Source organism: Dactylosporangium maewongense (assembly GCF_039531485.1).
Classification (GTDB): domain Bacteria; phylum Actinomycetota; class Actinomycetes; order Mycobacteriales; family Micromonosporaceae; genus Dactylosporangium; species Dactylosporangium maewongense.
The window spans coordinates 104765-128100 of the sequence record NZ_BAAAQD010000029.1 but is presented as its reverse complement, the minus strand read 5'-3'; the positions used below and the strand labels follow the sequence as shown (position 1 = coordinate 128100).

General features: G+C 71.6%; 20 protein-coding genes and 1 pseudogene. 12 read left to right on the top strand and 9 right to left on the bottom strand.

Annotated features, from left to right (window positions below; genetic code table 11):
• Positions 1 to 3: 3 nt before the first annotated feature.
• From ABD332_RS48390 to ABD332_RS48375, 4 genes are read right to left on the bottom strand one after another with little or no spacing between them, the layout of a single operon-like run.
• Positions 4 to 2583, bottom strand: coding sequence for a right-handed parallel beta-helix repeat-containing protein (locus ABD332_RS48390; protein ID WP_344511837.1), 2580 nt, complete (start codon positions 2581 to 2583; stop codon positions 4 to 6).
• Positions 2580 to 4832: a transglutaminase TgpA family protein gene (locus tag ABD332_RS48385; RefSeq protein WP_344511835.1), complete on the bottom strand. Its 2253-nt coding sequence runs from the start codon at positions 4830 to 4832 to the stop codon at positions 2580 to 2582. Before ABD332_RS48385 ends, ABD332_RS48390 begins: the two co-directional genes overlap by 4 nt.
• Positions 4829 to 5995, bottom strand: coding sequence for a DUF58 domain-containing protein (locus tag ABD332_RS48380; protein ID WP_344511833.1), 1167 nt, complete (start codon positions 5993 to 5995; stop codon positions 4829 to 4831). The genes ABD332_RS48385 and ABD332_RS48380 overlap by 4 nt, the downstream gene beginning before the upstream one ends.
• The gene (locus ABD332_RS48375) at positions 5992 to 6960 is read right to left on the bottom strand and encodes an AAA family ATPase (RefSeq protein WP_344511831.1); all 969 of its coding nucleotides are present in this window, start codon (positions 6958 to 6960) and stop codon (positions 5992 to 5994) included. The genes ABD332_RS48380 and ABD332_RS48375 overlap by 4 nt, the downstream gene beginning before the upstream one ends.
• Before the next feature lie 838 nt (positions 6961 to 7798).
• Here ABD332_RS48375 and ABD332_RS48370 point away from each other — a divergent pair.
• From ABD332_RS48370 to ABD332_RS48365, 3 genes are all read left to right on the top strand, one after another.
• The gene (locus tag ABD332_RS48370; RefSeq protein WP_344511829.1) at positions 7799 to 8083 is read left to right on the top strand and encodes a DUF6308 family protein; all 285 of its coding nucleotides are present in this window, start codon (positions 7799 to 7801) and stop codon (positions 8081 to 8083) included.
• A 14-nt stretch (positions 8084 to 8097) separates the two neighbouring features.
• A complete protein-coding gene (locus tag ABD332_RS60275; RefSeq protein ID WP_425552407.1) occupies positions 8098 to 8244 on the top strand; it encodes a DUF6308 family protein in 147 nt (48 codons plus the stop codon).
• Between the two features lie 720 nt (positions 8245 to 8964).
• On the top strand, positions 8965 to 9282 hold the full coding sequence (locus ABD332_RS48365) for a hypothetical protein (RefSeq protein ID WP_344511827.1): 318 nt from the start codon (positions 8965 to 8967) through the stop codon (positions 9280 to 9282).
• A 150-nt stretch (positions 9283 to 9432) separates the two neighbouring features.
• On the opposite strand, the pseudogene ABD332_RS60270 reads toward ABD332_RS48365, so the two are convergent.
• The 3 genes and pseudogenes from ABD332_RS60270 to ABD332_RS48355 form a co-directional block, all read right to left on the bottom strand.
• Positions 9433 to 9549, bottom strand: a pseudogene (locus ABD332_RS60270) (hypothetical protein); the annotation flags it as partial.
• A gap of 97 nt (positions 9550 to 9646) precedes the next feature.
• Complete coding sequence (locus ABD332_RS48360; protein ID WP_344511826.1) at positions 9647 to 10960, bottom strand: condensation domain-containing protein; 1314 nt, start codon at positions 10958 to 10960, stop codon at positions 9647 to 9649.
• 154 nt (positions 10961 to 11114) lie between these two features.
• Positions 11115 to 12443 (bottom strand): SMI1/KNR4 family protein, encoded by a 1329-nt coding sequence (locus ABD332_RS48355; protein WP_344511824.1) that lies wholly within the window; start codon positions 12441 to 12443, stop codon positions 11115 to 11117.
• A 155-nt stretch (positions 12444 to 12598) separates the two neighbouring features.
• Here ABD332_RS48355 and ABD332_RS48350 point away from each other — a divergent pair, with 155 nt between their 5' ends.
• The 7 genes from ABD332_RS48350 (at position 12599) to ABD332_RS48320 (ending at position 20364) form a co-directional block, all read left to right on the top strand.
• Complete coding sequence (locus ABD332_RS48350; RefSeq protein ID WP_344511822.1) at positions 12599 to 13228, top strand: GntR family transcriptional regulator; 630 nt, start codon at positions 12599 to 12601, stop codon at positions 13226 to 13228.
• Between the two features lie 108 nt (positions 13229 to 13336).
• On the top strand, positions 13337 to 14971 hold the full coding sequence (locus ABD332_RS48345) for an ABC transporter substrate-binding protein (protein WP_344511820.1): 1635 nt from the start codon (positions 13337 to 13339) through the stop codon (positions 14969 to 14971).
• Complete coding sequence (locus ABD332_RS48340; protein WP_344511818.1) at positions 14968 to 15726, top strand: DUF1684 domain-containing protein; 759 nt, start codon at positions 14968 to 14970, stop codon at positions 15724 to 15726. The genes ABD332_RS48345 and ABD332_RS48340 overlap by 4 nt, the downstream gene beginning before the upstream one ends.
• Entirely contained in the window at positions 15710 to 16654 is a 945-nt protein-coding gene (locus ABD332_RS48335; protein WP_344511816.1) for an ABC transporter permease, read from the top strand. The genes ABD332_RS48340 and ABD332_RS48335 overlap by 17 nt, the downstream gene beginning before the upstream one ends.
• Positions 16644 to 17456: an ABC transporter permease gene (locus tag ABD332_RS48330; protein WP_344511814.1), complete on the top strand. Its 813-nt coding sequence runs from the start codon at positions 16644 to 16646 to the stop codon at positions 17454 to 17456. The genes ABD332_RS48335 and ABD332_RS48330 overlap by 11 nt, the downstream gene beginning before the upstream one ends.
• Positions 17457 to 17476: 20 nt before the next feature.
• Positions 17477 to 18778 (top strand): hypothetical protein, encoded by a 1302-nt coding sequence (locus tag ABD332_RS48325; RefSeq protein ID WP_344511812.1) that lies wholly within the window; start codon positions 17477 to 17479, stop codon positions 18776 to 18778.
• Positions 18775 to 20364, top strand: a complete 1590-nt coding sequence (locus ABD332_RS48320) for a dipeptide ABC transporter ATP-binding protein (protein ID WP_344511810.1) — start codon at positions 18775 to 18777, stop codon at positions 20362 to 20364. Before ABD332_RS48325 ends, ABD332_RS48320 begins: the two co-directional genes overlap by 4 nt.
• Positions 20365 to 20374: 10 nt before the next feature.
• Here the strand turns inward: ABD332_RS48320 and ABD332_RS48315 are convergent, their stop codons facing one another.
• Positions 20375 to 20713: a winged helix-turn-helix transcriptional regulator gene (locus ABD332_RS48315; protein WP_344511808.1), complete on the bottom strand. Its 339-nt coding sequence runs from the start codon at positions 20711 to 20713 to the stop codon at positions 20375 to 20377.
• Between the two features lie 110 nt (positions 20714 to 20823).
• Between ABD332_RS48315 and ABD332_RS48310 the strand changes: the two genes are divergently transcribed.
• The gene (locus ABD332_RS48310) at positions 20824 to 21498 is read left to right on the top strand and encodes an alpha/beta hydrolase (protein WP_344511807.1); all 675 of its coding nucleotides are present in this window, start codon (positions 20824 to 20826) and stop codon (positions 21496 to 21498) included.
• 69 nt (positions 21499 to 21567) lie between these two features.
• Here ABD332_RS48310 and ABD332_RS48305 read toward each other — a convergent pair whose 3' ends face one another.
• Positions 21568 to 22296 carry a TetR/AcrR family transcriptional regulator gene (locus tag ABD332_RS48305; protein WP_344511805.1) on the bottom strand — a complete coding sequence of 243 codons (729 nt, stop codon included), beginning with the start codon at positions 22294 to 22296 and terminating at the stop codon, positions 21568 to 21570.
• Positions 22297 to 22377: 81 nt separating this feature from the next.
• On the opposite strand from ABD332_RS48305, the gene ABD332_RS48300 reads away from it, so the two are divergent.
• Positions 22378 to 23253, top strand: a complete 876-nt coding sequence (locus tag ABD332_RS48300) for an NmrA family NAD(P)-binding protein (protein ID WP_344511804.1) — start codon at positions 22378 to 22380, stop codon at positions 23251 to 23253.
• Positions 23254 to 23336 lie beyond the last annotated feature (83 nt).

Here is a 23336-nt window from a genome sequence, read left to right as displayed (position 1 = left end):
GGATCAGGTGCAGGTGATGCCGAGACAGCCGTGCGGGTCACCGGTGGAGCGGTTGCCGCCGCCGTCCAGTACTGTTCCCTGACGGACCTCGATCCCGCGGTCGGCGTTGTTGCGCATTGTGTTGCCGGTCAACGTGATCTGGCTGTCGCCGACCACGACGATGTGGAAGCCGTCGTCGAGGGGGTAGCCGAGCTGGTCGGTTCGACCGCTGGGTGCGTGGCCGTTGTGCTCGAACGTGTTGCCGGTGATCAGAGCGGCGTCGCCGGTGACCAGCCGTTCGAAGTCGATGCCGGCGGCGCCGTTGTTGCGGAACGTGTTCGACGCGATCCTGAGCCCGACAGCCGGCGCGTCCCGTGGGTCGTCCCGCATCTCGATGCCGATGGCGTTGGCGTCGAACGTGTTGCCCTCGATGATCGTCCCGGAGATGGAGCCGCCGTCGAACCACAGCGCCGACCCGGCGGAGCCGGTGAACGTGTTGTTCCGTACGGCGGACCGGGCCGATCCGATGGAGAACGAGACGCCGCCACGGATGAACTGGTTGTGATCGATGGTGTTGACGCCGGCCTCGTTGAGATGGATGCCGGAGTCGATGAACCGGTTGTTGGTCACCGTGAAGCCGGGTGCGTCGGAACTTACGATCCCGCCGTTGCGGAACGTACAGCCCGTGAAGGTGCTCGATCCGCCCTGGTTCAGCTCGACATCACCGACGAACTCGACGCCGACGGCGGTCAGGTTGCTCGAGGTCGGCAGTCGGGAACAGTCGAACCTCCCGCCGCGCAGCTCCGTGAAGCGACCGCCGGTCCAGCCGTCTATTCCACAGTGGACGTTGCCGGTCGAGGTGATGTTGACGAGTTTGACGAACGACGTCACGTTCAGGTGCACACCATCGCGGAAGCCGGACACGGTCCCGTTGCGAACGGTGACGTTCGCGAAGCTGTCGATGTAGATTCCGTTGTCGGTGCCGCTGCCTGTGATCGTCTTGCCGTTCAGGTCGATGAGGATGTCGTCGTGGCCGGCGGTGAGCCCGGCGCCGGAGCAGTGCAGGTCGTGCTTGAGCACAATGTCAGCGACCACGACCTGGCCGCACGTCACCGGCGGCTGCGGCGGGACGACGGTGACCGTGACCTCCGCGGTGTCGGTCGCCACGCCGGCAACGACCAGCTTGACCTTGACCTGGCCTTCGGTGGTAAAGACGTGGTCGAACTCGATCGCTCCGGTGCCTTTGGCCGGGCCGGCCGGGGCGCCGTCGATGCTCCACTGCCAGTGCGCCTGGGCGCCGCCGGTGACGTCGGCGGCGATGTGGACCGTCTCGTCGCGTTCCGGGGTCTCAGGGGTGATCCGAAGCCGCTCGATCCGCAGCGCGCCGGTTCGGACGACCGGGCTCGGCGACGGGCTGACGCTCCGCGTACGGCTCGGTGTGCTGGTCGGGGTCCGGGTCGGGCTCGGCTTCGCCGTGGGTTTGGCGCTCTGCGTCGCTGGCGGCGCGCTTGGCGCCTTCGGGTTGTATTTCCGGATGGGCACGAACCCACCGTCGTCGTGCACGACGCCGGCGTGCTCGCTGCCCGGGTCGTTGAAGTACAGCACGCCGTCCTGCGCCACGAGTTCGAAGCCGGCGGGGTTGGCGAAGAGCCGGCCGGTGCTGCGCACCGAGCGGGTGTCGACGTCCACAACGTGGATGACCTGCCGCGTGTGGTCGGCGATGAACAGGTGCCGGCCGACCTCTACCGCGGCCCGCAGGTCAGCCGGCCCACCGGGCAGCTGCACCGGCGTGCCGCAGTCACCGGTGTCGAACGAGCACCGCACGACCCGGCCGGCCGCCGGTTGCACGACGGTGAACTCGCGGCGGTCCGGAGACCCGGTGACGAGCGTGTCGGAGCCCGCTTCCGCCGGCAGGCCCACGGTGTCGCCGCGGCCCGGCAACGTCGCCCGGTGCCGGGCGAAGTCGACGATGAACGGCTCGTTGCCGGCTGCGCCGAACGCGACCTGCTCGGCGGTGAGCCCGGTGATAGCGGGTCCGCTCGCCCGGTCCATGCGGGTGCCAGCCACGGTGTAGTTGCGCAGCTTGCCCTGTCGGGGGTCCAGCGTCCAGAGCCGATCCGTGGTCAGCAGCAGCTCGGCCGCACCGAACTGGAACTGGCTGCCGATCCTGCCAAGGGTCACCGGGTCCGTGGCCTGCGCCAGGCGGCGGGCGCCGTCGACGGCGAACAGCGCACCGCCGGCCGGGTACAGCGCCAGGTTCGCGGCGTCCGCGATCGGGCTCGCCGAACTCATCCGCAGCGTGCCGGAGTCCACGCTGGTAATGCGGCCGCCTTCGGGGTTGACGACGTAACCAGTCCGGCCGAGTTGGGTGACGGTGAACGCCGGCCCGGCCGACACCGCAACGTTGGCGGCGGCCTCAGCGGCGTTGCCGTCCACCAGCGTCACGAAGTTCGCGGCGCGGGAACTCAGCCAGACGGTGCCGACGAGGACCCGCGGGGCGACGGCTGGCAGCGTGTGCAGGAGCCCGGCGACGACCGTGAGCGCAAGGAACCCGGCACCCACGACGCCGAACCCGACCCGACGGCGGAGCATGGTCCTGGTCATCCCGGCCACCGCCCGCGGGGACGCCGCACCAGCAGCGGTCTCGGGTCGAGCAGCGCGACGAGCAGCAGCATCCGGCGACGGCCCGGGTACAGGGCCTGCCGCAGCTGCCGTTCCGCGGCCCAGGCTTCCTCGACGTGGCCGGCGCGGACCAGGCCTGGCGCGCACATCGCCATCGTCGCTGCCGTACCGAGCCGGGTCAGCGCCGCGGTCCCTGCGTCCGGAGTGGCGGCCCGCACGGCGATCTCATGGGGGGTGAGCGCGGCCCCGAACCTGTGATGCCGTTCGAGGAGTCGGTCCAGGGCCTCGGCCCAGGCCCCGTCGACCCGCGCAGCGAGCGACAAGGCCCGCCGTCGGCGGCGCCGCCGGCGGGCCTTGGCGGCCGGCACCGCGAGCAGCGCGGCGGTGAACGCGCTGCCGAGTGCGATCACGACGGCGGACGGGTCTGGACGGGGCGGCTCCTGCGGCCGTTTCGGTTCGTCGACCGGTCGTTGGGTCACCGACTGCGCAGGACCCGGGTCGGACAGCTCGACCGTCGGCGCCAGGCTCGGCGTCGTCGCCGGCTGGATCGGCAGCGGTCCCTGGGCGGTGTCGGTCGGCTCGAACGGCACCCAGCCGTAGTCCTGGAAGTACACCTCCGGCCATGCGTGTGCGTCCGCGGTCGTCACCGGCACGGTCCCGGACAGCGCGGCGACGTGGTAGCCGACGGCGACCCGGACCCGGTAGCCGAGGGAGCGGCCCATCAACGCGAACGCCGCGGCGTGCTGCTCGGCGTAGCCGTCGCCGGTGGTGCCGACGGACGGGTCGAGGACCCGCATCACCGCTGCATAGGAGTGGCCCGGTGGGGCGTCGAGGTTGTACGGCAAGCCACGCAGATGCCGTTCGATCGCGGTGAGCTTGGCCAGCGGGTTCGCCTCCGGCAGGGCGAGGCGCTGGCTGAGCACGCCGATCTGGTGCGGGAATCCGGGCGGCAGCGCGGCCGGATCGGGCGACGCGTTGAGCGTGGGTGCGGCGGTGTCCGGCAGTTCGGTGCGGGCCACGACGTACCCGGCGACGTCGTAACTGAGGTGCGCGGCGTCGGCACGGTCGCTGAGCAGCGACCCGGTGGCCGGACCGAACCGCAGGTGCTCCATCGTGCCGGGCCCGGACGCCAACCGGACAGGACGGCCGATGACCGGTAGCAGCGCCGACGGCAGCGACTCGACGGCTATGTGCAGAGTGACCGGTGTCCGACCGGCCGGCACGGCGCCACGGTCCAGGATCGTCCCGGCGACCAGGTATGTGTCGGTGGCCGTCCAGACGCTGCCGTCGAACCTGTCGAGGGCGGCGACCCGCAGGTAGGTGTCGCGGCGCGGCACGTCCGGACGGACCGTGAACAGCAGCTGGGGCGGACGCTGCCGCAGCTGCGGCTTGACCATTGACAGCGGTGAACGGACCGGCGGCGTCGCCACCGCTGCAGGCTCCAACGGCCGAGGATCGCTGCGGGTGCCGCCGTCGCCGAGCAGCCCGGTCGCCACCGCCGCTATCGCCACCGTCGACGCGCCGACGGCGAGCACGCCAGCGCCGAGCCAGCGAATACCGCGCCGCGTCGGCCGCACACCGGCTGCTGCGGTCTCGTCACCGAACTCGAGGTCGCGGACTGCTGCGAGAGGCGACGTACCGCGGGCCAGCACCATGACCACGGCGACAGTTGCGACGACGGCGGCGAGGATCAGGTGCCGGTCGGGTACGACGGAGACGACGGCGAGGTTCAGCCCGAACGCCAGCAGTACCGGCAGCAGCGGGGCGGTCACTGACGTACTGCGCGTGGCCAGCCATCCGGTGGCGGCGGCCGCGATCCAGGTGGACAGCAGCAGCGCCACGAACGGCTGACCGTTAGCGGTCGTCGGCACCGGGACGGTCAGCAGCCTCGCCCACCCGCCGACAACCCCCCAACCCAGCTGCATCACGGTGTCCGCGACGCCGTGCTCGATGGTGTCCCGCAGCGCGCCGAGGACGGCGACGGGCACGAACGCGACCGTAGCGAGCAACGTGCTCACCGTGCCGCTCCACCGCAGGCGGACTGCGACCAGCATGAGCGTCATCGGCGTGGCGACGGCGCTGAGTATCGCCGGCAGGAACCCCCATCCGTCGAAGAAGTCCCGGTACAGAACGCCGACTGCGGCGAGCGCGACCGCGCCGGGCAGCACGTCGAGCAGCGCCGCCTTCCCCGGTGTCGCCGTCTGCGGCGCCGCCTCTCGCGGTGCGGTCATGACCACAGGCGCAGTCCGTTCCAGTGCGCGGCGAAGTCGGCGCTGCCAGCCACACCAAGCGCGGTGACCCGAGCCGTCATGACCCGACGGCCGTGCTGCTGCGGACCCACGTGCACCAGCGCAACCCACGACGCCTTCGTCGACCGGTGGCTCAGCTCGCGCAGCTCCGAGTCGGTGTGGACGCCGGTGACGACGATCATCGGGCCGCCCCGGTCGGCCGCAGCCAGCGCCTGACGCACCTGACTGTGCCCCGGCGCGTGCGGGCGCCGCTGCACAGCGGCGAGGAAGTCCAGGGTGGCGTCCCGCCAACCGGCCGCCCCCGCCCGGCTGTTGCGGACCGCGGCTTGTCGAACATCCGACGTCCACAGCTCCAGGTCGCCGCCGGCACCGCTGGCGGCGGCGCACAGCGACGCCGTGATCCGCACCGCCTCGTCGAACGACTCAGGCGAGTACCGCGATTGGGCGGTGTCGAGTAGCACGCACCGCCGGGACTGCTGTTGGTCACGTTGCTCACGCACGATGAGGGCGCCGGACCGGGCCGAGGACGGCCAATGGATGAGCCGGGTGTCGTCGCCGGGCAGGTACTCGCGCAGCCCGTGAAACGCGGTGCCGGCAACTGGGACGGTGAGCGTGGCACCCTCGTCGTCCTCGAAACCCTTGGCGTTGAAGGAACGTAGCGGCAAGACCTCGGGGCGCACGACCAGCTGCACCGTCCGGCCGGCCCGGCTGACGCGCCGTACCAGGCCGAACGCGTCGGTGTGGCTGACCTCGGGCGGGGCCACCGGATACACACCACGCGGCAGCGGCTCCAGCTGATAGGTGGCGGTGACACCGGTCGTGCGGCGCCGTAGCCCGGGCACCCGTGTCGGGGTACGCCGCCCGCCAACCGTCTCGGTTAGCAGCACCGGCGGGCTCGCCCAACGACCCGGGTTGTCGATGGTAACCGTGCAGACCGCCGGTTCGCCCTCACCGATCCGGCGGCTGACGAGACCGCGCTCCAGCCTGGCGGCGGTGCGGACGGCGACCGTCGCGGCGGCGGCCAGGATGCACAGGATTCCGCAGAGCCCGACGAACGACAGCTCCGGGTAGTCGTACACGACACCGATGAGCAGCATCGTCAGCGACCCGGTCGACACGGACCAGCCGGTTCGGGTGACCGTCACCGTCGGCTCGCCGGGGCTGGCTGCACCGGCACCGTGTCGAGGATCGTCGCCAGAACTTGCTCGGCGGTGGCGCCGTCGAGTTCGGCCTGGTCACTGAGCAGGATCCGGTGGCCGAGGACCTCCTGTGCGAGCGCCTTGACGTCATCGTGCGCGGTGAACTCGCGGCCACGGGTGGCGGCGCGGACCCGGGCCGCCGTCGCAAGGGCGATGCAGCCGCGCGGGCTGACCCCGAGCCGCAGCTTCTCCGACGTCCGGGTCGCCTCGGCGATGTCGACGATGTACCGCTTGACCGGGTCGTTGACCTCGACCGTCTGCACGATCCCGGCGACGCGGCGCAGGTCCGACATCGCCAGGACGGGCTCGACGTCATCCGCGGTCCGGCCGGACACGCCCAGGGTGATGACGTCGATCTCGTCCAGCGGGTCGGGATAGCCGATCGAGATCCGCATGAGGAACCGGTCGAGCTGGGCCTCCGGCAGCGCATAGGTGCCTTGGAAGTCGACGGGGTTCTGAGTGGCGATGCAGCAGAACGGGGTCGGCACGGAATGTGTCTGCCGGCCGACGGTGACCCGACCTTCCGCCATCACCTGCAATAGCGCGGACTGTACCTTTGGTGACGCTCGGTTGATCTCGTCGCCGAGCAGCACATTGGTGAAGACGGGACCTTCCCGGAACCGGAAGGCGTGCTGGGACTCATCGTAGATTTCGGTGCCGGTGAGGTCCGACGGCAGCAGGTCCGGGGTGAACTGGATCCGTTGGAACTCGGCCCCGTCGAACACCCGGGCAATAGCCCTGGCCAGCGACGTCTTCGCGACGCCGGGCCGGTCCTCGATCAGCAGATGTCCGCCGGCGAAGACACAGATGAGCGCAGACTCAACGGCTTCGGACTTGCCTTTGACGAACGCCTCGATTGCAGCATGGGCGATGTCGAACGACCGCTGCAACCACAGTAGATCGGCGACCAACGAAGCCTCCAAGACCCACGTCGGGACGGCTCCCGCGTATGTGGCACCAGCGTATGGAGACCGCTATCGCGGAGCAGATCGGTCAGGTCGCTCGCGTCGCCAGCGGACCGTATAGTGGCGCCAACCGATCATCTAGCGCCTTCCACCGTTCGGTTCACGCTCGACGTCCATGCCGGTACTGCCAGGACGGCAAGTATTTGACCTGGAATGCATTTCGCTGGCGGTTGCTGTAGTTCGACGTCGTTCATTGTGCAGGTACGAGCGATGTGGAGTGGTGCCGCCCGAATGTGTTGCGGCATCTCGCGCAGTCGATGCTCTCTGTGCAGCGATCAGGTCCGATGCCGATGGCCATCGACCAGATACCGGTAGGGCATGCGGGACCCGATGAACACCGACGCGTCCCGACGAATTCGCCGGAGCCCCGACCTGCCGAACCGGCGCGGCCGACGCTCCGTTCGAGCAGCCACCCAGTTGAGCGGGCTTCCCCGCTGGACTACGACGGTCGAGGCGAACGCACCTGGTGGCGTGCCACCACCCGTGGGGCGGCGAGCACTGGTGCACCACCGCGCAGCGGCAGGAGTCGCCGTCGACGCGAGGTACCGATCGTCGCAGTCCGTGGGCCAGACGCGGCCACGGTGCTGCTCCCCCAGCAGCGCCATGGCGGTTATCGCCTACCTCGAGCGACAGGCGCAGCTGCTGTCCCGGCACGGCACCTATGCATCGCCCCCACCGCGCTTCGCCCCTCTCGGTCGGTACGGCGACTTGGCGGGCCGTTTGCGGTTCTTGTCGAACCGGTTGGTGCTCCCGATCCGGGACGGCAACGCATACGGTGGCCGTCGTGACATGGCGACTGCCACCCGTGCTACAGACACAAAGCGATACCCAGGCATTGGCGCTGCTGCGGGCCTACTATCGCCGGGACTCGGATCGTCCGCTCGGTGTCGCCTACACCGGTGCCCGGTTCGACGACTGGGACTCCACCGGCACCAGAACTGATGACGTGGATCGCTTCACGGCCGACGACCTCGTCGCGCTGCGCTTCCTCAGTATCAAGGTCACTGCCGAAACCGTCGGCGCGTTGCTGCTCCAGACGAGTTCTGGCCGGTACTGCACCAGGAGCTGAGGGCGGATGGATCGATGCTGCACCACCGGCTGCAGCGGCTCCGCGTCGCCGCAGGCCTGCCATCGTCGATCTCTGCCCTGCGCATTTTCGATGTACTGGCATGGATGAGCGTTCGATCCCACGGGCCGCGACTCGTGGGAGCCGAGCGAATCGAATCGTAGGGCTCAATAGGACGTTGGGTGCGGTGGTTCGTCCCAGTGGGCGATCACGCGGCTTGTGGGTTTTGGGAGGTGGACGATGGCGCAGTGGGTGCTGCAATGCAACCCAACCCGGTGGCGCATCTATGACTTCTTCGCTGCCGGACATGAACTGACGTCGTGGACAGTGACACGGCATCTGCAACAGGCTGGCGTTGGCGATGTCTTCGCGCTGTGGGTGACCGGCCGGCCCGGTGGCGTGGTCGGCCTTGGTGAGGTCACTGGTGCGCCGGTTACCGTAGACGCCGGTGACAGCGTCGACGAGGTCGACGACGGGTACTGGACTGAGCCGGCAGACCCGATTCGGGAGCGGCATGTGCTGCCGATCCGAGTGACACGGCTGTTCCTCGACCACCCAGTCCCGCGTGACGTGCTCGCCGCGGACGAGCTGTTCGCCGGGACAGCGGTGCTGCGCCAACCGTGGTCAGGCAACCCGTTCCCGGTCACCGACACCGAATGGAACGCCCTATTCCCGGCACCCGTGCGGCCGGCAGCCCACCGGTCATCCACCTCGACCGACCAGCGCCCGCCGACGACCCGGACGGTCATGGCGCCTTTGACGGAGCCCTCGACCGGAATGTTGTCTCCGCCGCTCGGGGCGAGCAGGTCGAGCTACGCCGGCGGCTCTTCGGCACCCGGCCCGAGGCACCATGCGCACTGTGCGGTGAGGTCTACCCCGTCGGGTTGCTGGTCGCCGCGCACATCAAAAAGCGCGCCGCCTGCACCGACCAGGAACGCCGCGACCTCGGCAACATTGCGATGGCCGCCTGCCTGTTCGGCTGCGACGCCCTCTACGAACAGGGCTACCTCACCGTCGACGCCACAGGCCACATCATCACCGCCACCAAGCCGCACGCTGACGGCGTCCGCCAACGGCTCGAACGCCTCGCCGGACGCCGCGTACCGACACATCGCAGCGCGACGGCGCACTACTTCGCCTGGCATCACGACAACGCGTTCAAGACCGTGCCGCATCGTCACCGCGACCTGCGTCCGGCCTGACACGTACATCACCGGAACTGCCACAAGCTGACGACCAGGGGGTGCATGAGGGCACCGGCCCCAATACACGACTACCCAAACGTTCTCGCGTCCGAGGATCGTGGCGGCCAGGGCGAATCGGCCGTTGTCGAGCAGCGTCCACACCCGGGCGGTGTTGTCCCTGCCTACGGTTGCCAGGGTTCGTCCGTCCGGGCCGAACGCCACACCGATCACCGCGTCGGTCTGGGCGGTAAGCGTCTGTACGTAGGTCGGGTGCCGCCCGTTCACGTTCCATACGTCGGTCCGGCTCACGAAGATCGTGGGTGGTGGGGCCTGGCCATCGCCGGCTGGCTCGGCCCGCGCTGCCGGGATGGCCGGCCGGACGCTACGGACCGATCGCCTCGGTGACTGCCGTCTCCTCCATGCCGAAGAGCAGGGCCTCGGCCGTCGCGGGCGCGACGTGGTGGGTGTCGATCTCGATCCTCAGGAGGATCTCGCCGGCCGAGCCGAACACCGTGCCGTCGTCGACGTTGAGGAAGATCCGGGCGTACACCTCGTCGCGCTTGATCGGCCAGCGCATCGTCGTGCGCGGCAGCGCGGCCCGGATGTCGGCGGGGTCGACGACCTCGGGGCGGAGCGGGCCGCGGCGGTCGTTGTAGAAGCTTTCGAGGTCGAGTTCCGGGCCCCGCTCGCGGACCACCTCGGCGGTGACCTCCTCGAGGCGGGCGCGGTCGTAGTACCCGTACTTGTGTGCCGTCATCGCGGCCCGCCGGACCCGGTCCAGCGCCTCGGCGAACGGCTGCCCGGCGACGTCCATGCTGCACAGGCTGGTCTGCGACACCGGCCCGACGACCGCGGCCAGCCCCGGGCGGAACCGGTTGCTGGTGACGAGCCGGGTCGCGACCGGGTTCACGCCGCCGACGCGGGCCATCGTCACCGCGTAGACGGTCTGCATGATCGCGGCCGGGTCGACCTGGGTTCGAGCGGCGAGGGTGCGCAGGGCGAGCTCGAGGGCGACGGAGGTGAGCTCGCCGCGCCAGTACCGCGGCTGCTGCGGGTCGCCGTCGCCCGTCAGCCGACGCAGCGGGATGGCCCGCATCGTGTTCGCCCAGTGCCGGATCGCGGACGCGCTCTGCCGCTGCCCGGCTGGCGAGCGCTGCCATCGCACCTGATCCAGGGCCTGCAGACCGTCGACCGGCGCGGTTTCGTGGCGCGCGCTCTCGGCCAGCATGACCGCTGATCCACCGCCGTCCGTGACGAGGTGGCTCATGATGGCGACCAGGTGTGTCGGCGTACCGTGCTGCTCGACGATCGCCATCCGGACCGGCCACTCGGCGGCGAGGTCGAGGTCGGTCTCCTCGTAGCGACGCTGGACGGCCCGCCCGGCCTCCAAGGGGTCGCCGTCCCCCGCGTCGACGACCTCCAGCTCGATCGTGCCGGCAGCGTGCACCACTTGCCGGGGCGTGCCGTCGGCCTCGAACTTCAGCCGGGTGCGCATCGACGGGTACCGGGACATGAGGTACCGCAGCTGCTCGACCGCGTCCTCGAGGGTGTGCCCCGCGGGCAGCGGCAGCGTCCCGCCGATCGGCATCCAGGTCTTCTGATCGACGAGGGCATGCCAGATCTCCCGCTGCCCCCACGACAGCTCGTCCTCACCGGAACCTTCGCCCGCGAACTCCACGGAGATCATGCGCCTCATCCACCGGATCGTAGGACCCTTTTTTCGAGTCGCAAATCAACCCGCCCCGCTTCCATCCCATCGGCCGAGGCGCACTCCAGCGATCGGCCCATGGACGGCAGGCGCTGGTTCGTTCATGAACAGTTCGCTCAGCGCGGCGATCAGTTCGGCGTACTCAGCGTCGCGGTGAACTGACCGGAACGTCGGTCACGTCCAATACCGGCTGGCCCCGCAGGGTGAGCAGGCCGTTGAGCACGTCGACGGTGGCCTGCCAGTCGGCGCGGCCGCGCAGCCCGGCGGCGAGCAGCGTCGGCGGGACGTGTCCCGCGTGCAGCAGCCGCTGCCACCCGTTGACGTCGAGCTCGAGGAATTCCAGCGCGGGCAGGCCGCTGACCGCGTTCAGGTCGGTGACCGCATCCGACGAGGTGGACAGGGTACGGATCCGCGAGTGGCCCGCCAGTGCCGCCAGGTCGACGGGTCCACCCCTCACGTACAGGACCTCGGTTTCCGGCTCCACCGCGGCAAGGGTCGTGCCCGAGACCCGGACCAACAGGCCGCCCTCCGAGGCCCGCCCAGCAAGGTCGACGGGACGCTGGACGAGCAGCTCGGTCAACGACGGCGCGACCCACTGCGCGCCCGAGCTGATCTCGTGGTCGACGAACAGCACCTGGCCGACAGTGCCGCGCGGCGCCGGGGCGAGGTCGACGACGTACAGATTGCCGCCCCAGTCGTCGCCGACGACAAACCAGGCCGGCGACGCCCCGAGCGCCTGGACCCGCCCATGCGGGTCGGGCGGGACGACCTCCGTCGCGCCGTAGGTCCACGACAGGTATCGCGCCTTCGGCTCGAGGTAGTCCCTGGCCGCCGCGTCGTCCAGGCCGACGATCTGCAGCCCGTAGAAGCGGTCCTCCTGCCGCGGCCGCAGGACCAGCTCACCGGAGCCGGCGGCGAGGTACAGCGCCCGCACGTCCTCGGGCAGCGCCGCACCAAGCCGCGATTCGGCCGCCGCCAGCGCCGCCAAGCTCGCCGGCCGGGCCTCCGGCAGCAGCTCGCGCACCAGCGCCGTCACCGCGTCCGGGTCGGCGCCTGGCGACACGGTGACGCCGTCGTGGTGCACGGGTGTGCGGCGGAACGGCTCCGGGTCCGCGCCGGGCACGAGCGTGACCACTTCCAGGACCTGGTTGCCCATCCCGAACGTGACCTGCGGCGCCGCGGCCACGATGCTGACCATCCCGTCGCCGGTGCTCCTGGCCACGGCCCGGATCGCCACGCCCGCCCCGTCGACCAGGTCGGCGATCGGGCCGAGCGCGTCCATCGGCCGCTCACCCCGGGCGAGGTCCAGCTTCCGGCCCGGGTCGCCGTCGTAGTTGGTCGAACCGCCGTACGCGCCGGACGACACGGAGCCGACGAACTCGGTCTCCCGGACATCGGGCGGGGAGCTGCGCAGCAGCGCCTCCACCAAGGGACGCCAGACGGCCGGCTCGTGCAGCGGGTTGTCGACCACCCGCCGAACTTAGCTTGTTGTCAGCCTGCGGGCCGTTGATGGCGAATGCGCGCCGTCGATTGACGAGGACCGGCTGACGGGCCGGGAACACCCAGGGCCGGTTGGGTGGGGATAATCGGCGAACTCATGGCGGCCGCTTGCCCGAAGGAGACCCGGTGAACCGCGACTCGGCCTCGACTCAGTACGAGCGGCTGCGCGGCGACATCGTCGCCGGTCGGATCGCGCCGGGCACGGTGCTGCTCGAGACCGTGCTCGCGGAGCGGCTCGGGGTGTCGCGGACGCCGGTACGTGAGGCGCTCGCGATGCTGGAGCGGGACGCGCTGCTGGAGCGGGACCGGCGCGGGTACCGGGTGCGGACGCGGAGCCCCGAGGAGCTGCTGGAGATCTACGAGGCCCGCATCGCGCTCGAGTCGACGTGTGCGGCCGCGGCGGCCGGGCGGCGTTCGGCGTTCGATCTGGCCCGGCTGCGCCACCTGACCGGCGAGGCGGCCGCGGCCGGTGATCCGGCGCGGCTGCGCGAGTTGCACGCGGCCTGGCACAGGGCACTGCGCGTCGCGGCGGGCAACGCCACGATCATCGAGCTGCTGGAGCGGCTCGACACGCTGCTGGCCGTGTACGACGACGCGGAGCCGACGCTGTCCGACCGGGATGAGGCCGCGACCGAGCACGGGCGGGTGGTCGACGCGATCGAGGCCGGTGACGCCGAAGCGGCGCGGCGGACCCTGGCCGCCCACCTGGACCGGTCCCGCGAGGCCCGTCTGGCGCGGCTCGCCGCCGGGGCGTAGTCCGGCCGAGCAAGAAACGTCACAGGTCAAAGCCTCTTGCCCGAGCGTCGACGCGTGTATACGCTCGCGCTAATTTCCTAGCAATCCTGTCTGAATAATGGAGTAATCATGTTCCGCAGGCTGGTCGTGGCGGTGGCGTCGGTGACGCTGCTGGCCGCATGCAGCAGCACCGGCTCGTCCGGCGACGGCGGGGCGTCCGGCGCCCCCGTGCGCGGCGGCACGGTCGTATTCGCCACCGACGTCGAGCCCACCTGCCTGGACCCGGCGGCCCCGAGCCAGATCGCCACCCAGATCCTGCAGCGCAACGTGTACGACTCGCTGATCCACCAGGACGCGAAGGGTGCCTTCCACCCCTGGTTGGCCAGTTCGTGGGACGTCTCGGCCGACGGCACGACGTACACCTTCCACCTGCGCGACGGCGTGACGTTCCACGACGGCACGAAGTTCGACGCGACCGCCGCCAAGGCGACCTTCGACCACTTCACCGACCCCGCGACCAAGGCGCCGCTGGCCGGCTCGCTGCCGTTCGCGTCGGCGACCGCGACCGACCCGAGCACGCTGGTGGTCAAGCTCAAGTCGCCGTTCGCCCCGTTCCTGCAGCTGGTGTCGTTCTCCGTGCTCGGCATCCAGTCGCCGGCGGCGCTCGCGAAGGGGCAGGCCGCGCTGTGCGCCGGCGGGCCGGGAGCGGCCGTGGGCACCGGGCCGTTCACCACGGCCGCGTACTCCAAGGGGCAGAGCCTCACCTTCGCGCGGTACGACGCCTACAACTGGTCGCCGGAGGGCTCGGCGCATCAGGGCGCCGCGTACCTGGACAAGGTCGAGGTCCGGTTCCTGCCGGAGAACGCGATCCGGGTCGGCGCGGTCAGCAGCGGCCAGGCCCAGCTCGCCGCGAACGTGCCGCCGGTGACCGCGGCCGCGTTCGAGGCCGGCGGCGGGGTGCGGGTGCTCAGCGCGGCCGCGGCCGGGACGCCGTTCACCGCCTACCTCAACACCACGCGGGCGCCGTTCGACGACGTCAAGGTGCGCCAGGCGTTGCAGCGCGGCATCGACATCGACAGCATCGTCAAGGCGGTCTACGCGGGCCGTTTCCCGCGCGCCTGGAGCCCCCTCACGCCCAGCACGCCGTACTCGTACGACAGCGCCCTGGAGAACAGTTGGCCGCAGGACCTGACGCTGGCCAACCGGCTGCTCGACGAGGCCGGCTGGAACCAGAAGGACTCGCAGGGCTACCGCACCAAGGACGGCAAGCGCCTGACCGCGGTCTGGGTCCAGAACAGCACGGTCATGCGTGAGCAGCGCGACGTCGTCGCCCAGGCCGTCGCGGACAACGCCAAGAAGCTCGGTTTCGAGGTGACCGTGCAGGGCCTCGACGCCGGCACCTTCTCGGCCCGGGCCAAGGCCGGCGACTACGACATCACCGACCAGAGCAACCAGCGGGCCGACCCGGACATGCTCTACAACGTGTGGTCGTCGAAGTTCGCGGCGACCAAGGGCGGCGCCAACTACGCCAACGTCACGGACCCGCAGGTCGACCAGTGGCTCAGCCAGGGCACCACGGCGCTGCGGCAGGAGGACCGGCCGGCGGCCTACAAGCCGCTGCAGCAGTGGGTCATCGACAACGCCGCCGCGGTGCCGATCTACGTCCCGCAGTACCTCCTCGGCGCCTCCAACGCCGTGCAGGGCGTGCAGTTCACCGTCTCCGGGTACCCGGACTCCTTCTACACCGTGTGGCGGACCAAGTGAGCGACGACGACTTCGAGTCCTGGCTGGCCGCGCGCGCCGAGGAGGTGGCCGGCCCGGCTGGCCACACCGCCCTGACCGGCACGTACCCGGTCGCCGATCCGCTCGTCATCGACGGCGCGCCCGGCACCTGGAGCGTCCAGGACGGCCGGCTCGCCGTCACCGTCGAGCCGGGCGCGCCGCTGACCAAGGACGGCGTGCCGGTGACCGGTACCGCCTTCGTCGAGGGCGACCTCGAGGCGCCCGGCGTGACGATCCGGACGTTCGTGCGGGAGGACGGGCCGGTGGTGCGCACGTACGAACACGCCGCGCCCGGCCGGACGGGTTTCGCCGGCATCGACCGGTACCCGTACGACGAGCGCTTCCGGGTCCCGGCGACGTTCGAGCCGTTCGCCGTGCCCGAGGCCACCCCGATCCCCTACCAGCGCGACGACGTCCTGCGCGCGCACGTCGTGCCGGGCGAGTTGGCGTTCGCACTCGCCGGCACCGAGCACCGGGTGCGGGCGTTCGAGGGCCATGGCGGCCTGTGGTTCGTGTTCGCCGACGCGACGACCGGCGTGAGCACGTACCGGCCCGGCCGCTTCGTCGAGGCCCGCGGGACGCCGGAGGGGTACGTGGTGGACTTCAACCGCGCGTACCTGCCGCCGTGCGCGTTCTCCGACTGGTACAACTGCCCGCTGCCGCCCCGGGAGAACGTGCTGACGACGGCGGTCGAGGCGGGCGAGCGGTCGGTGCAGCGCCGTGCGCACCCGGTCTGACGGCGGCCGCCTCGCCCGCCGGGCGGCGATCGCGGTCGTGCAGCTGTGGGGCGCCGCCACGCTGTGCTTCGCGATGCTGCACCTGATCCCCGGCGACCCGGTCGACATCATCATGGGCAACCAGGCGCTGGTGTCGCCGGAGCTCAAGGCTCAGGTGCGCGCCGAGTACGGGCTGGACGACCCGGTGGTCGCGCAGTACCTGCGGCTGCTGGGCGAGCTGGTCCGCGGCGATCTCGGCACGTCCTACCAGCTGCAGCGGCCGGTGTGGGGCGCCCTGGCCGAGCAGGTGCTGCCCACCGCCGAGCTCGCGGGGGCAGCACTGCTGCTCGCGGTCCTGCTGGCGGTGGGCGCGGCGGTGCTGGTCCCCGAGCGCAGCCGGGTCGCCCGGACGGTGTTCTCCGGGCTGGAGATGGTCGCCGTGTCGCTGCCGCAGTACTGGCTGGGCATCCTGCTCATCACATTCCTGTCGCTGCGCTGGCACCTGTTCCCGGTCATCGAGGCCGGCACCTGGCGCAGCCTCGTGCTGCCGGCCGTCGCGGTCGCCCTGCCGATCGCCGGCACCCTCGCCCAAGTGCTGCGCGAGGAGATGGACACCGCCCTCGCCCAGCCGTTCGTCACCGCGGCCAGGGCCCGCGGCGCCGGCGCGCTGGCCGTGCGGACCGGCCACGCGCTGCGGCACTGCCTGGTCCCGGCCACCACGCTCACCGGCTGGTTCATCGGCAGCCTCCTCGGCGGGTCGGTCCTCATCGAGCAGGTGTTCGGCCGGCCCGGGCTCGGGCAGGTCGCGCTGACCGCGGTGACGAACAAGGACCTGCCGATGGTCACCGGCGTCGTCATGCTGGCGGCCGCCGTGTTCGTGGTCGTGAACCTGCTCGTCGAGGTCTCCTACCTCATCATCGACCCGAGGGTGCACCGCGATGGGACGTAGGCTCACCGTCGCCGCGGCGGCGCTGGTCGTGCTGGCCGCCGTGACCGCCGCGCTGTGGCCGCAGCTGTTCACCGGTCACGATCCGAACGCGACCGATCCCCTGGCGTCGTTCCGGCCGCCCGGCGCCGGACACTGGTTCGGCACCGACCAGCTCGGCCGGGACCTGTTCGCCCGGGCCGTCTACGGCGCCCGGCACTCACTGCGGATCGCCGCCGGTGCGACCCTCGTCGCGCTGCTCGTGGCGGTGCCGGTCAGCGTCCTGGCCGCGCTCGGCGGCCGGTTCGCCGACAGCGTCATCAGCCGCGTCCTCGACGTGCTGCTGTCGTTCCCGGCGCTGCTGCTGGCCCTCGTCGTCGTCACCATCGTCGGCCGCGGCGAGCTGAGCCTGCTCCTGGCGATCGGCCTGGCCGACATGCCCGGCTACGCCCGCCTGCTGCGCTCCCGGCTGCTCGTGGTCCGCACCGCCGGCTACGTCGAGGCGGCCACCGGACTCGGCGTCGGCCCGTGGACGTCGCTGTGGCGACACATCCTGCCCAACGCGGCCGGCCCGCTGCTGGTGACCGCCACCCTCGGCCTGGGCGTGGCCGTCATCTTCGCCTCCGGGCTGAGCTTCCTCGGCCTCGGCACCCAGCCACCGACCCCGGAGTGGGGCGCGATGCTCGCCGAGGGCCGCTCGACGCTCGCCGTCGCCTGGTGGGCCGGGGTCTTCCCGGGCCTGCTCATCACCGTCACCGCGGTCGCCGTCACCATCCTCGGCCGCGATCTGCGCAACCGCTTCGGCGTCGGCTCGATCCGGCCGTGAACCCTACTGGAGGTGTCCCCGTGCCGACCGACCGCTACGGGCAGCGCGTGTCCACAGTGGACCCCGACGCTGCCGCGGCCTACTTCGACGCCGTCGACGCGTACCTGGTCCTCGACGACGCCGCCGCCGACGGCTTCACCAAGACGATCGCGCTGGACCCCGGCCTCGCCGTCGCCCACCTCGGCCTCGGGCTGAGCCTGGCGGCGGCCGGGCGGGACGGGGAGGCCCGCGAGGCGTTCACCGCCGCCGTCCGGCTCCGCCGCGAGCACCCCGAACGGCTCAGCCCGCGGGAGGCCCGCCAGATCGACCTCGTCACGGCGCCGCCGGCCAACCTGGCCGCGTACGCCGAGCATCTCGAGGCCCACCCCGGCGACCTGCTCGTGCTCGGGTTCGCCGCAGGCCTGCTCAGCGGCCGACGGATCGCCGCGGGCACCGGCCGCGAGGGCGTCCTCGCGCTCGCCGCCGCGTCGGCCACCGCCTTCCCGCAGGACTGGGCCGTCGCCGGGATCTGCGCGCTGGAGCTGGAGGAGGCCTGGCAGTTCGCCGAGGCGGAGCGGGCGGCCGAGCGTTCGCTGCAGGACCGGCCGGACAACCGGGCCGCCTGCCACGGGTACGTCCACGTCCTGCACGAGACCGGGCGCATCGGTGCCGTCGAGTCGTTCCTCAACGGCTGGTTCGGCACCCGGCACCCCCACTCGCCGCTGCAGACGCACCTGCGCTGGCACCACGCGCTCGTGGCCCTCGAGAACGACGACCCAGAGCTCGGACTGCGGCGCTACCACGCCGCCATCGACCCTCGCGTCTCCACCCGCCGAACCACACTCGTCGACGCCGCCGCCGTGCTGTGGCGGCTGCACATCGACGGCCTCCCCGGCCTGCCGTGGGAGCCGGTCGCAGAGCTGGCCCGCGCCCAGGTGGCTGGCCCGCGCGGCGCGCTGTTCGACGTCCACGCCGCCCTCGCGCTCGCCGCCGGCGACCGCGCGGCCCTGGCCGGGCTCCGCGCCACCTGGGAAGCCGAGACCGCGCGGCCCAACCGCGACGTCGTCCTCGCCGTCGTCGACGGGATCGCCGCGCACGCCGACGGCCGCTACGACGTGGCCGCCCGGCACCTCGGCGGTGTCGTCGCGGCGGTGGCCCTGGTCGGCGGGAGCCGCCTGCAGCAGGACATCGTCGTGGACACGCTGTGCGACGCGCTGGCCCGCAGCGGGCAGGCCGCCCGGGCCGCCGACATCCTGCAGGACCGCAAGCACCGGCGCCGGTCGCGACGTGACGAGCGCTGGATCGCCGACCTGCGCCGGGATTCCGCGGCGGTACCGCGATGAGCCCCGACCCGGTCCTGGCCGTCGACGACCTGCGCGTCACGTTCCGCACCGCACGCGGTGCCGTCGAAGCGGTCCGGGGCATCTCCTTCACCCTCCACAAGGGACAGTGTCTGGCCATCGTCGGCGAGTCAGGGTCCGGCAAGAGCGCCACCGCCCGTGCACTGCTCGGCCTGGCCGGCCCGGCCGCTTCCGTCACCGCTGCCACGCTGCGGCTCAGCGGGCGGGACCTGAGCACGCTGACCGAGGCCCAGTGGCGACGCCTGCGCGGCCGCGACATCGGGCTCGTCCCGCAGGACGCGCTCGGCTCGCTCAATCCGCTGCACCGGGTCCACCGCGACGTCGGGGAGCCGCTGCGCCGGCACCGGCTGATCCCGCGTGCGCTGCGGCCCGGCCGGGTGGTCGAGGCGCTCGCCGGCGCCGGGGTGCCGGAGGCGGCCGTGCGGGCGCGGCAGTACCCCCACCAGCTCTCCGGCGGTCTGCGCCAGCGGGCCCTGATCGCCTCTGCCACCATCGCCGGGCCCCCGGTCCTCGTGGTCGACGAGCCGACCACGGCCCTCGACGTCACTGTCCAGGCCCAGGTGCTCCTCGAACTGGAGGGCCTGAAGGCCGGCGGCACCGCGCTGCTCATGATCAGCCACGACCTGGCCGTGGTGGCCCGGATGGCCGACCACATCCTGGTGATGCGCGACGGCGTCGTCGTGGAGTCGGGACCGCCGGCAGCGGTGCTCGGGGCAGCTCGCCACCCGTACACACGCCAGCTCCTCGCCGCGGTTCCCACCGGCCGGCCCTACCGCGACCCGGGCGGGGAAGCCCGCCCGGCCCTGCTGGAGGTCCAGGGGATCAGCAAACGGTACCGCCGCCCCGACGGCACCGACCACGCCGCCGTGTGTGACGTCTCGTTCACCGTCACCGCCGGGCGCACGCTCGGCGTCGTCGGCGAGTCCGGCTCCGGCAAGAGCACCGTGGCCCGCATCGCCCTCGGCCTGTTGCGGCCCGACGAGGGCGACGTCCGCTTCGCCGGTGCCCGGTGGAGCTCGGTGCCGGAGCGGCTCCGCCGCCCGCAGCGCGGCCGCATCCAGCTCATCCAGCAGGACCCGCTCGGCGCGTTCGACCCCCGCTTCACCGCCGGCCGGGTCATCGCCGAAGCGCTGCGGTCCGAGCGCGACCGGACCGCCCGGCGCCGGCGCGTCGGCGAGCTGCTGGAGGCCGTCGGCCTGCCCGCGTCACTGGCCGCCCGCGCCCCCGCCGAGATGTCCGGGGGCCAGCGCCAGCGCGTCGCGATCGCCCGGGCCCTGGCCACCGGCCCCGAGCTGCTGGTCTGCGACGAGCCGGTGTCCGCCCTGGACGTCTCCATCCAGGCTCAGATCCTCGCGCTGCTGGCGGACCTGCAGGCGCAGCGCGGCCTGGCGATCCTGTTCATCTCGCACGACCTGGCCGTGATCCGGCAGATCAGCGACGAGGTGCTGGTGATGAAGGACGGCGCCGTGGTGGAACGCGGCCCGGCCGACGACGTGTTCGACCGCCCCGTCGAGCCTTACACCCGCGAACTGCTCGCCGCCGTTCCCACGCTGCCGGTGTACCCGTAGCGCAGCCCGTTCACCGTTCCGCGACGGTCCGGGTGTCGTAGGCCGCACGGGATCGTTCCACTTCGGCCACGTTCTCCCTGCCCCAGGCGATCATCGGCTTGACCGCTTCGTGGAGGGCGACGCCCATCTCGGTGAGCTGGTACTCGACGTGTGGGGGCATGACCTCGAGCACGGTACGGACGAGGATGCCGTCGCGTTCAAGATTGCGCAGGGTGACGGTCAACATCCGCTGGCTGACGCCGTCCAGGCCGCGCTTGAGCTCGCTGAACCGTCTCGGCCCCGCGTCCAGCATCGAGATGACGTGCAGTGACCACTTGTCCTCGATCAGCGGTCGGCATCCGCTGCGCATGGTTACCTCCAGAGAACCGAGGCACCGGAATGTGCCTGATTGCCCGCTGCATGACATCCGTCAGAACATGAGGGAACTCCCAAGAAACACCCTCACAGCGAAGGATAGGCATGTCCACTTACGTCCTCATCCATGGCGCGTGGCACAGCGGGGCGGCCTGGGACCGCGTCGTGCCGCTGCTGAGCGCCGCCGGCCACCGGGTGCTCGCACCGACCCTGACCGGCTACGGCGACCGCATCCACCTCCTCAGCCCCGAGGTCGGACTCGACACACACATCGACGACGTCGTGCGGCTGCTCGACGACCAGGACAACGTCGTCCTCGTCGGCCACAGCTACGCCGGCATGGTCATCACCGGGACAGCGAACCGCACACCGGACAAGATCGCCCGCCTCGTCTTCCTCGACGCCATGGTTCCCCACAACGGCGAAAGCGCCGTCGACGTGATGCCGGCCACCCAACACCTCATCGACCGGGCGGCACAGACCGACACCCCATGGCGCCTGCCACCGATGTCCCGCTCCTTCGGCGTCACGGAACCGGCCGACCTCGCCTGGCTGGACACGATGCTGTCCGACCAACCGGTCCGCTGCCTGCAACAGCCGGTCGCCCTCGACAATCCGGCCGCGCACGCGATCCCACGCACCCACATCCACTGCACCACCGACGCTCCACCGCGGCGCCCCGTACCGCCGCAGGACGAGGTGTGGGAGCTGCCGACCGGCCACGACTGCATGATCACCATGCCCTTCGAGCTCACCGAACTGCTCCTCAAGGTGCACTAGGGCCGAGCTGCTCCGCGGCGGTCGGTCGGCCAGTCGCGGCACGGCGGCACCGGTTGCGGTTCGTGGGTCTCAGTCTCGCGGGCGCTGCGCCTGGTCGAGTGAACGGTTGAGCCACTCCGTCATCAGGGCTCGCTCGGCGTCGGTGAGCGCGGGCAGCTCGGGCACCACGGTGGCGAACGTGACCGTGACCGTGGTCGTGGTGGCGTCCGGCGCCGGAGGTGCGGCCGTGAGGATCCGGTCGGCGACGGCATCGAACATCACGTCCGCCAGGCCGGGGTCCCGCAGTGCCGCGGGCATGCCCAGCAGGGCCAGGACGGTGCCGGTGCCGGCAGCGTGGATCATGGCCACGGCCCGTCGCTCGTCGACGCGCAGGCGGCCCGCGGCGGCGAGCCGCCGCACCAGCGTGCGCAGCACCTCGATGCCGGCGGTCGTCGCCGGTGAGGGCGTGCCACGGCCGGGGGTGTTGAGCAGTGCGTACAGCTCCGGGTTGGCCAGTCCGAACTCGACGTGCAGCTGCCATCCGGCGCGCAGGTCGGCCACGGGGTCGCCGCTGGGCTGGGCCGCCGAGACCGACTTGCCGGCGACGTAGGTGGCCATGACGTGCTCGGCGAGGGCATCGATGAGGCCGTCCTTGTCGCCGAACAGCCGGTAGATGGTCGGCGCCTGCATGCCGGCGGCCTGGGCCACCGCCCGGGTCGTCACGCCGCGGGCGCCGTGCTCGGCCAGCAGCCGTGCGGCCGCCTCGAGGACGGCGGAACGGCTCTCGTCGCGGACCCCGGCGACCTGCGTCTGCTCCATGTATCGAGGATAACAGGAAGTTGTTTCCGTTGGAAAATCACTGATAACGTCGACCTCATATCAACGGAAACAGGGAGCGACATGATCATCGTCACCGGAGCCACCGGCAACCTCGGATCCCGGATCGTCACCCGGCTACTGGAACTGGTCCCCGCCGACACCGTGGGCGTCAGCGTCCGGGACGCCGGCAAGGCCGCCGCGCTCGCCGAACGCGGCGTCCGAGTCCGGGTCGGCGACTTCACCGACCCCGACACCCTCCAGCACGCGTTCGAGGGCGCCAGCCAGGTGCTGGTCATCTCCGCCTCGATCCGCGGCGCCGGTGCGGTCGCGGCCAACATCGCCGCCATCGACGCCGCACGCGCAGCGGGAGCGCAGCGCATCCTGTACACGAGCCATCAAGCAGCGGCGAAGGACTCACTCTTCGCACCGCAGCTCACGCACGCCTTGACCGAAGAGCACCTCACCCGGCAGGGCGTCGCGTTCACCGCCCTGCGCAACGGGTTCTACGCCAGCACGCTCGGCCACTACATCGGCGCCGCCCTGGAGACCGGCCGGCTCGTCGCGCCTCAGGACGGCCCGGTCTCCTGGACCGACCACGCCGACCTGGCGGAGGTGGCTGCGGCGGTACTGGCAGGCAACATCACTCTCGACGGCGTCACCGCACCGCTGACCGCGCCCCAGGCACTCGACTTCGAGGCCGTCGCCGGCATCCTCAGCGACCTCACGGGGCGCACCATCGAACGGGTCGTCGTGGACGACGAGGCGTGGAAGGCCGCGGCGGTCGAGCGCGGCATGCCACCGCAGGCCGCCGACTTCACCCTCGGCATGTTCCGCGCCGCCCGCCGGGGCGAGTTCGCCGTCACCGACCCGACCCTGGAGGCCGTCATCGGGCGGGCCGCCGTCCCGGCCGGCGCGGTCCTCGCCACGATGACCGCGGCGCAGCTCGCAGCTCGATGACCCGGCGGCCACACCCGGACTCCGGTTTCCGCCCGTGCCCCGGCCGGAGCTGACCGGCGCAGTATGAAGGATGGGCGACCATC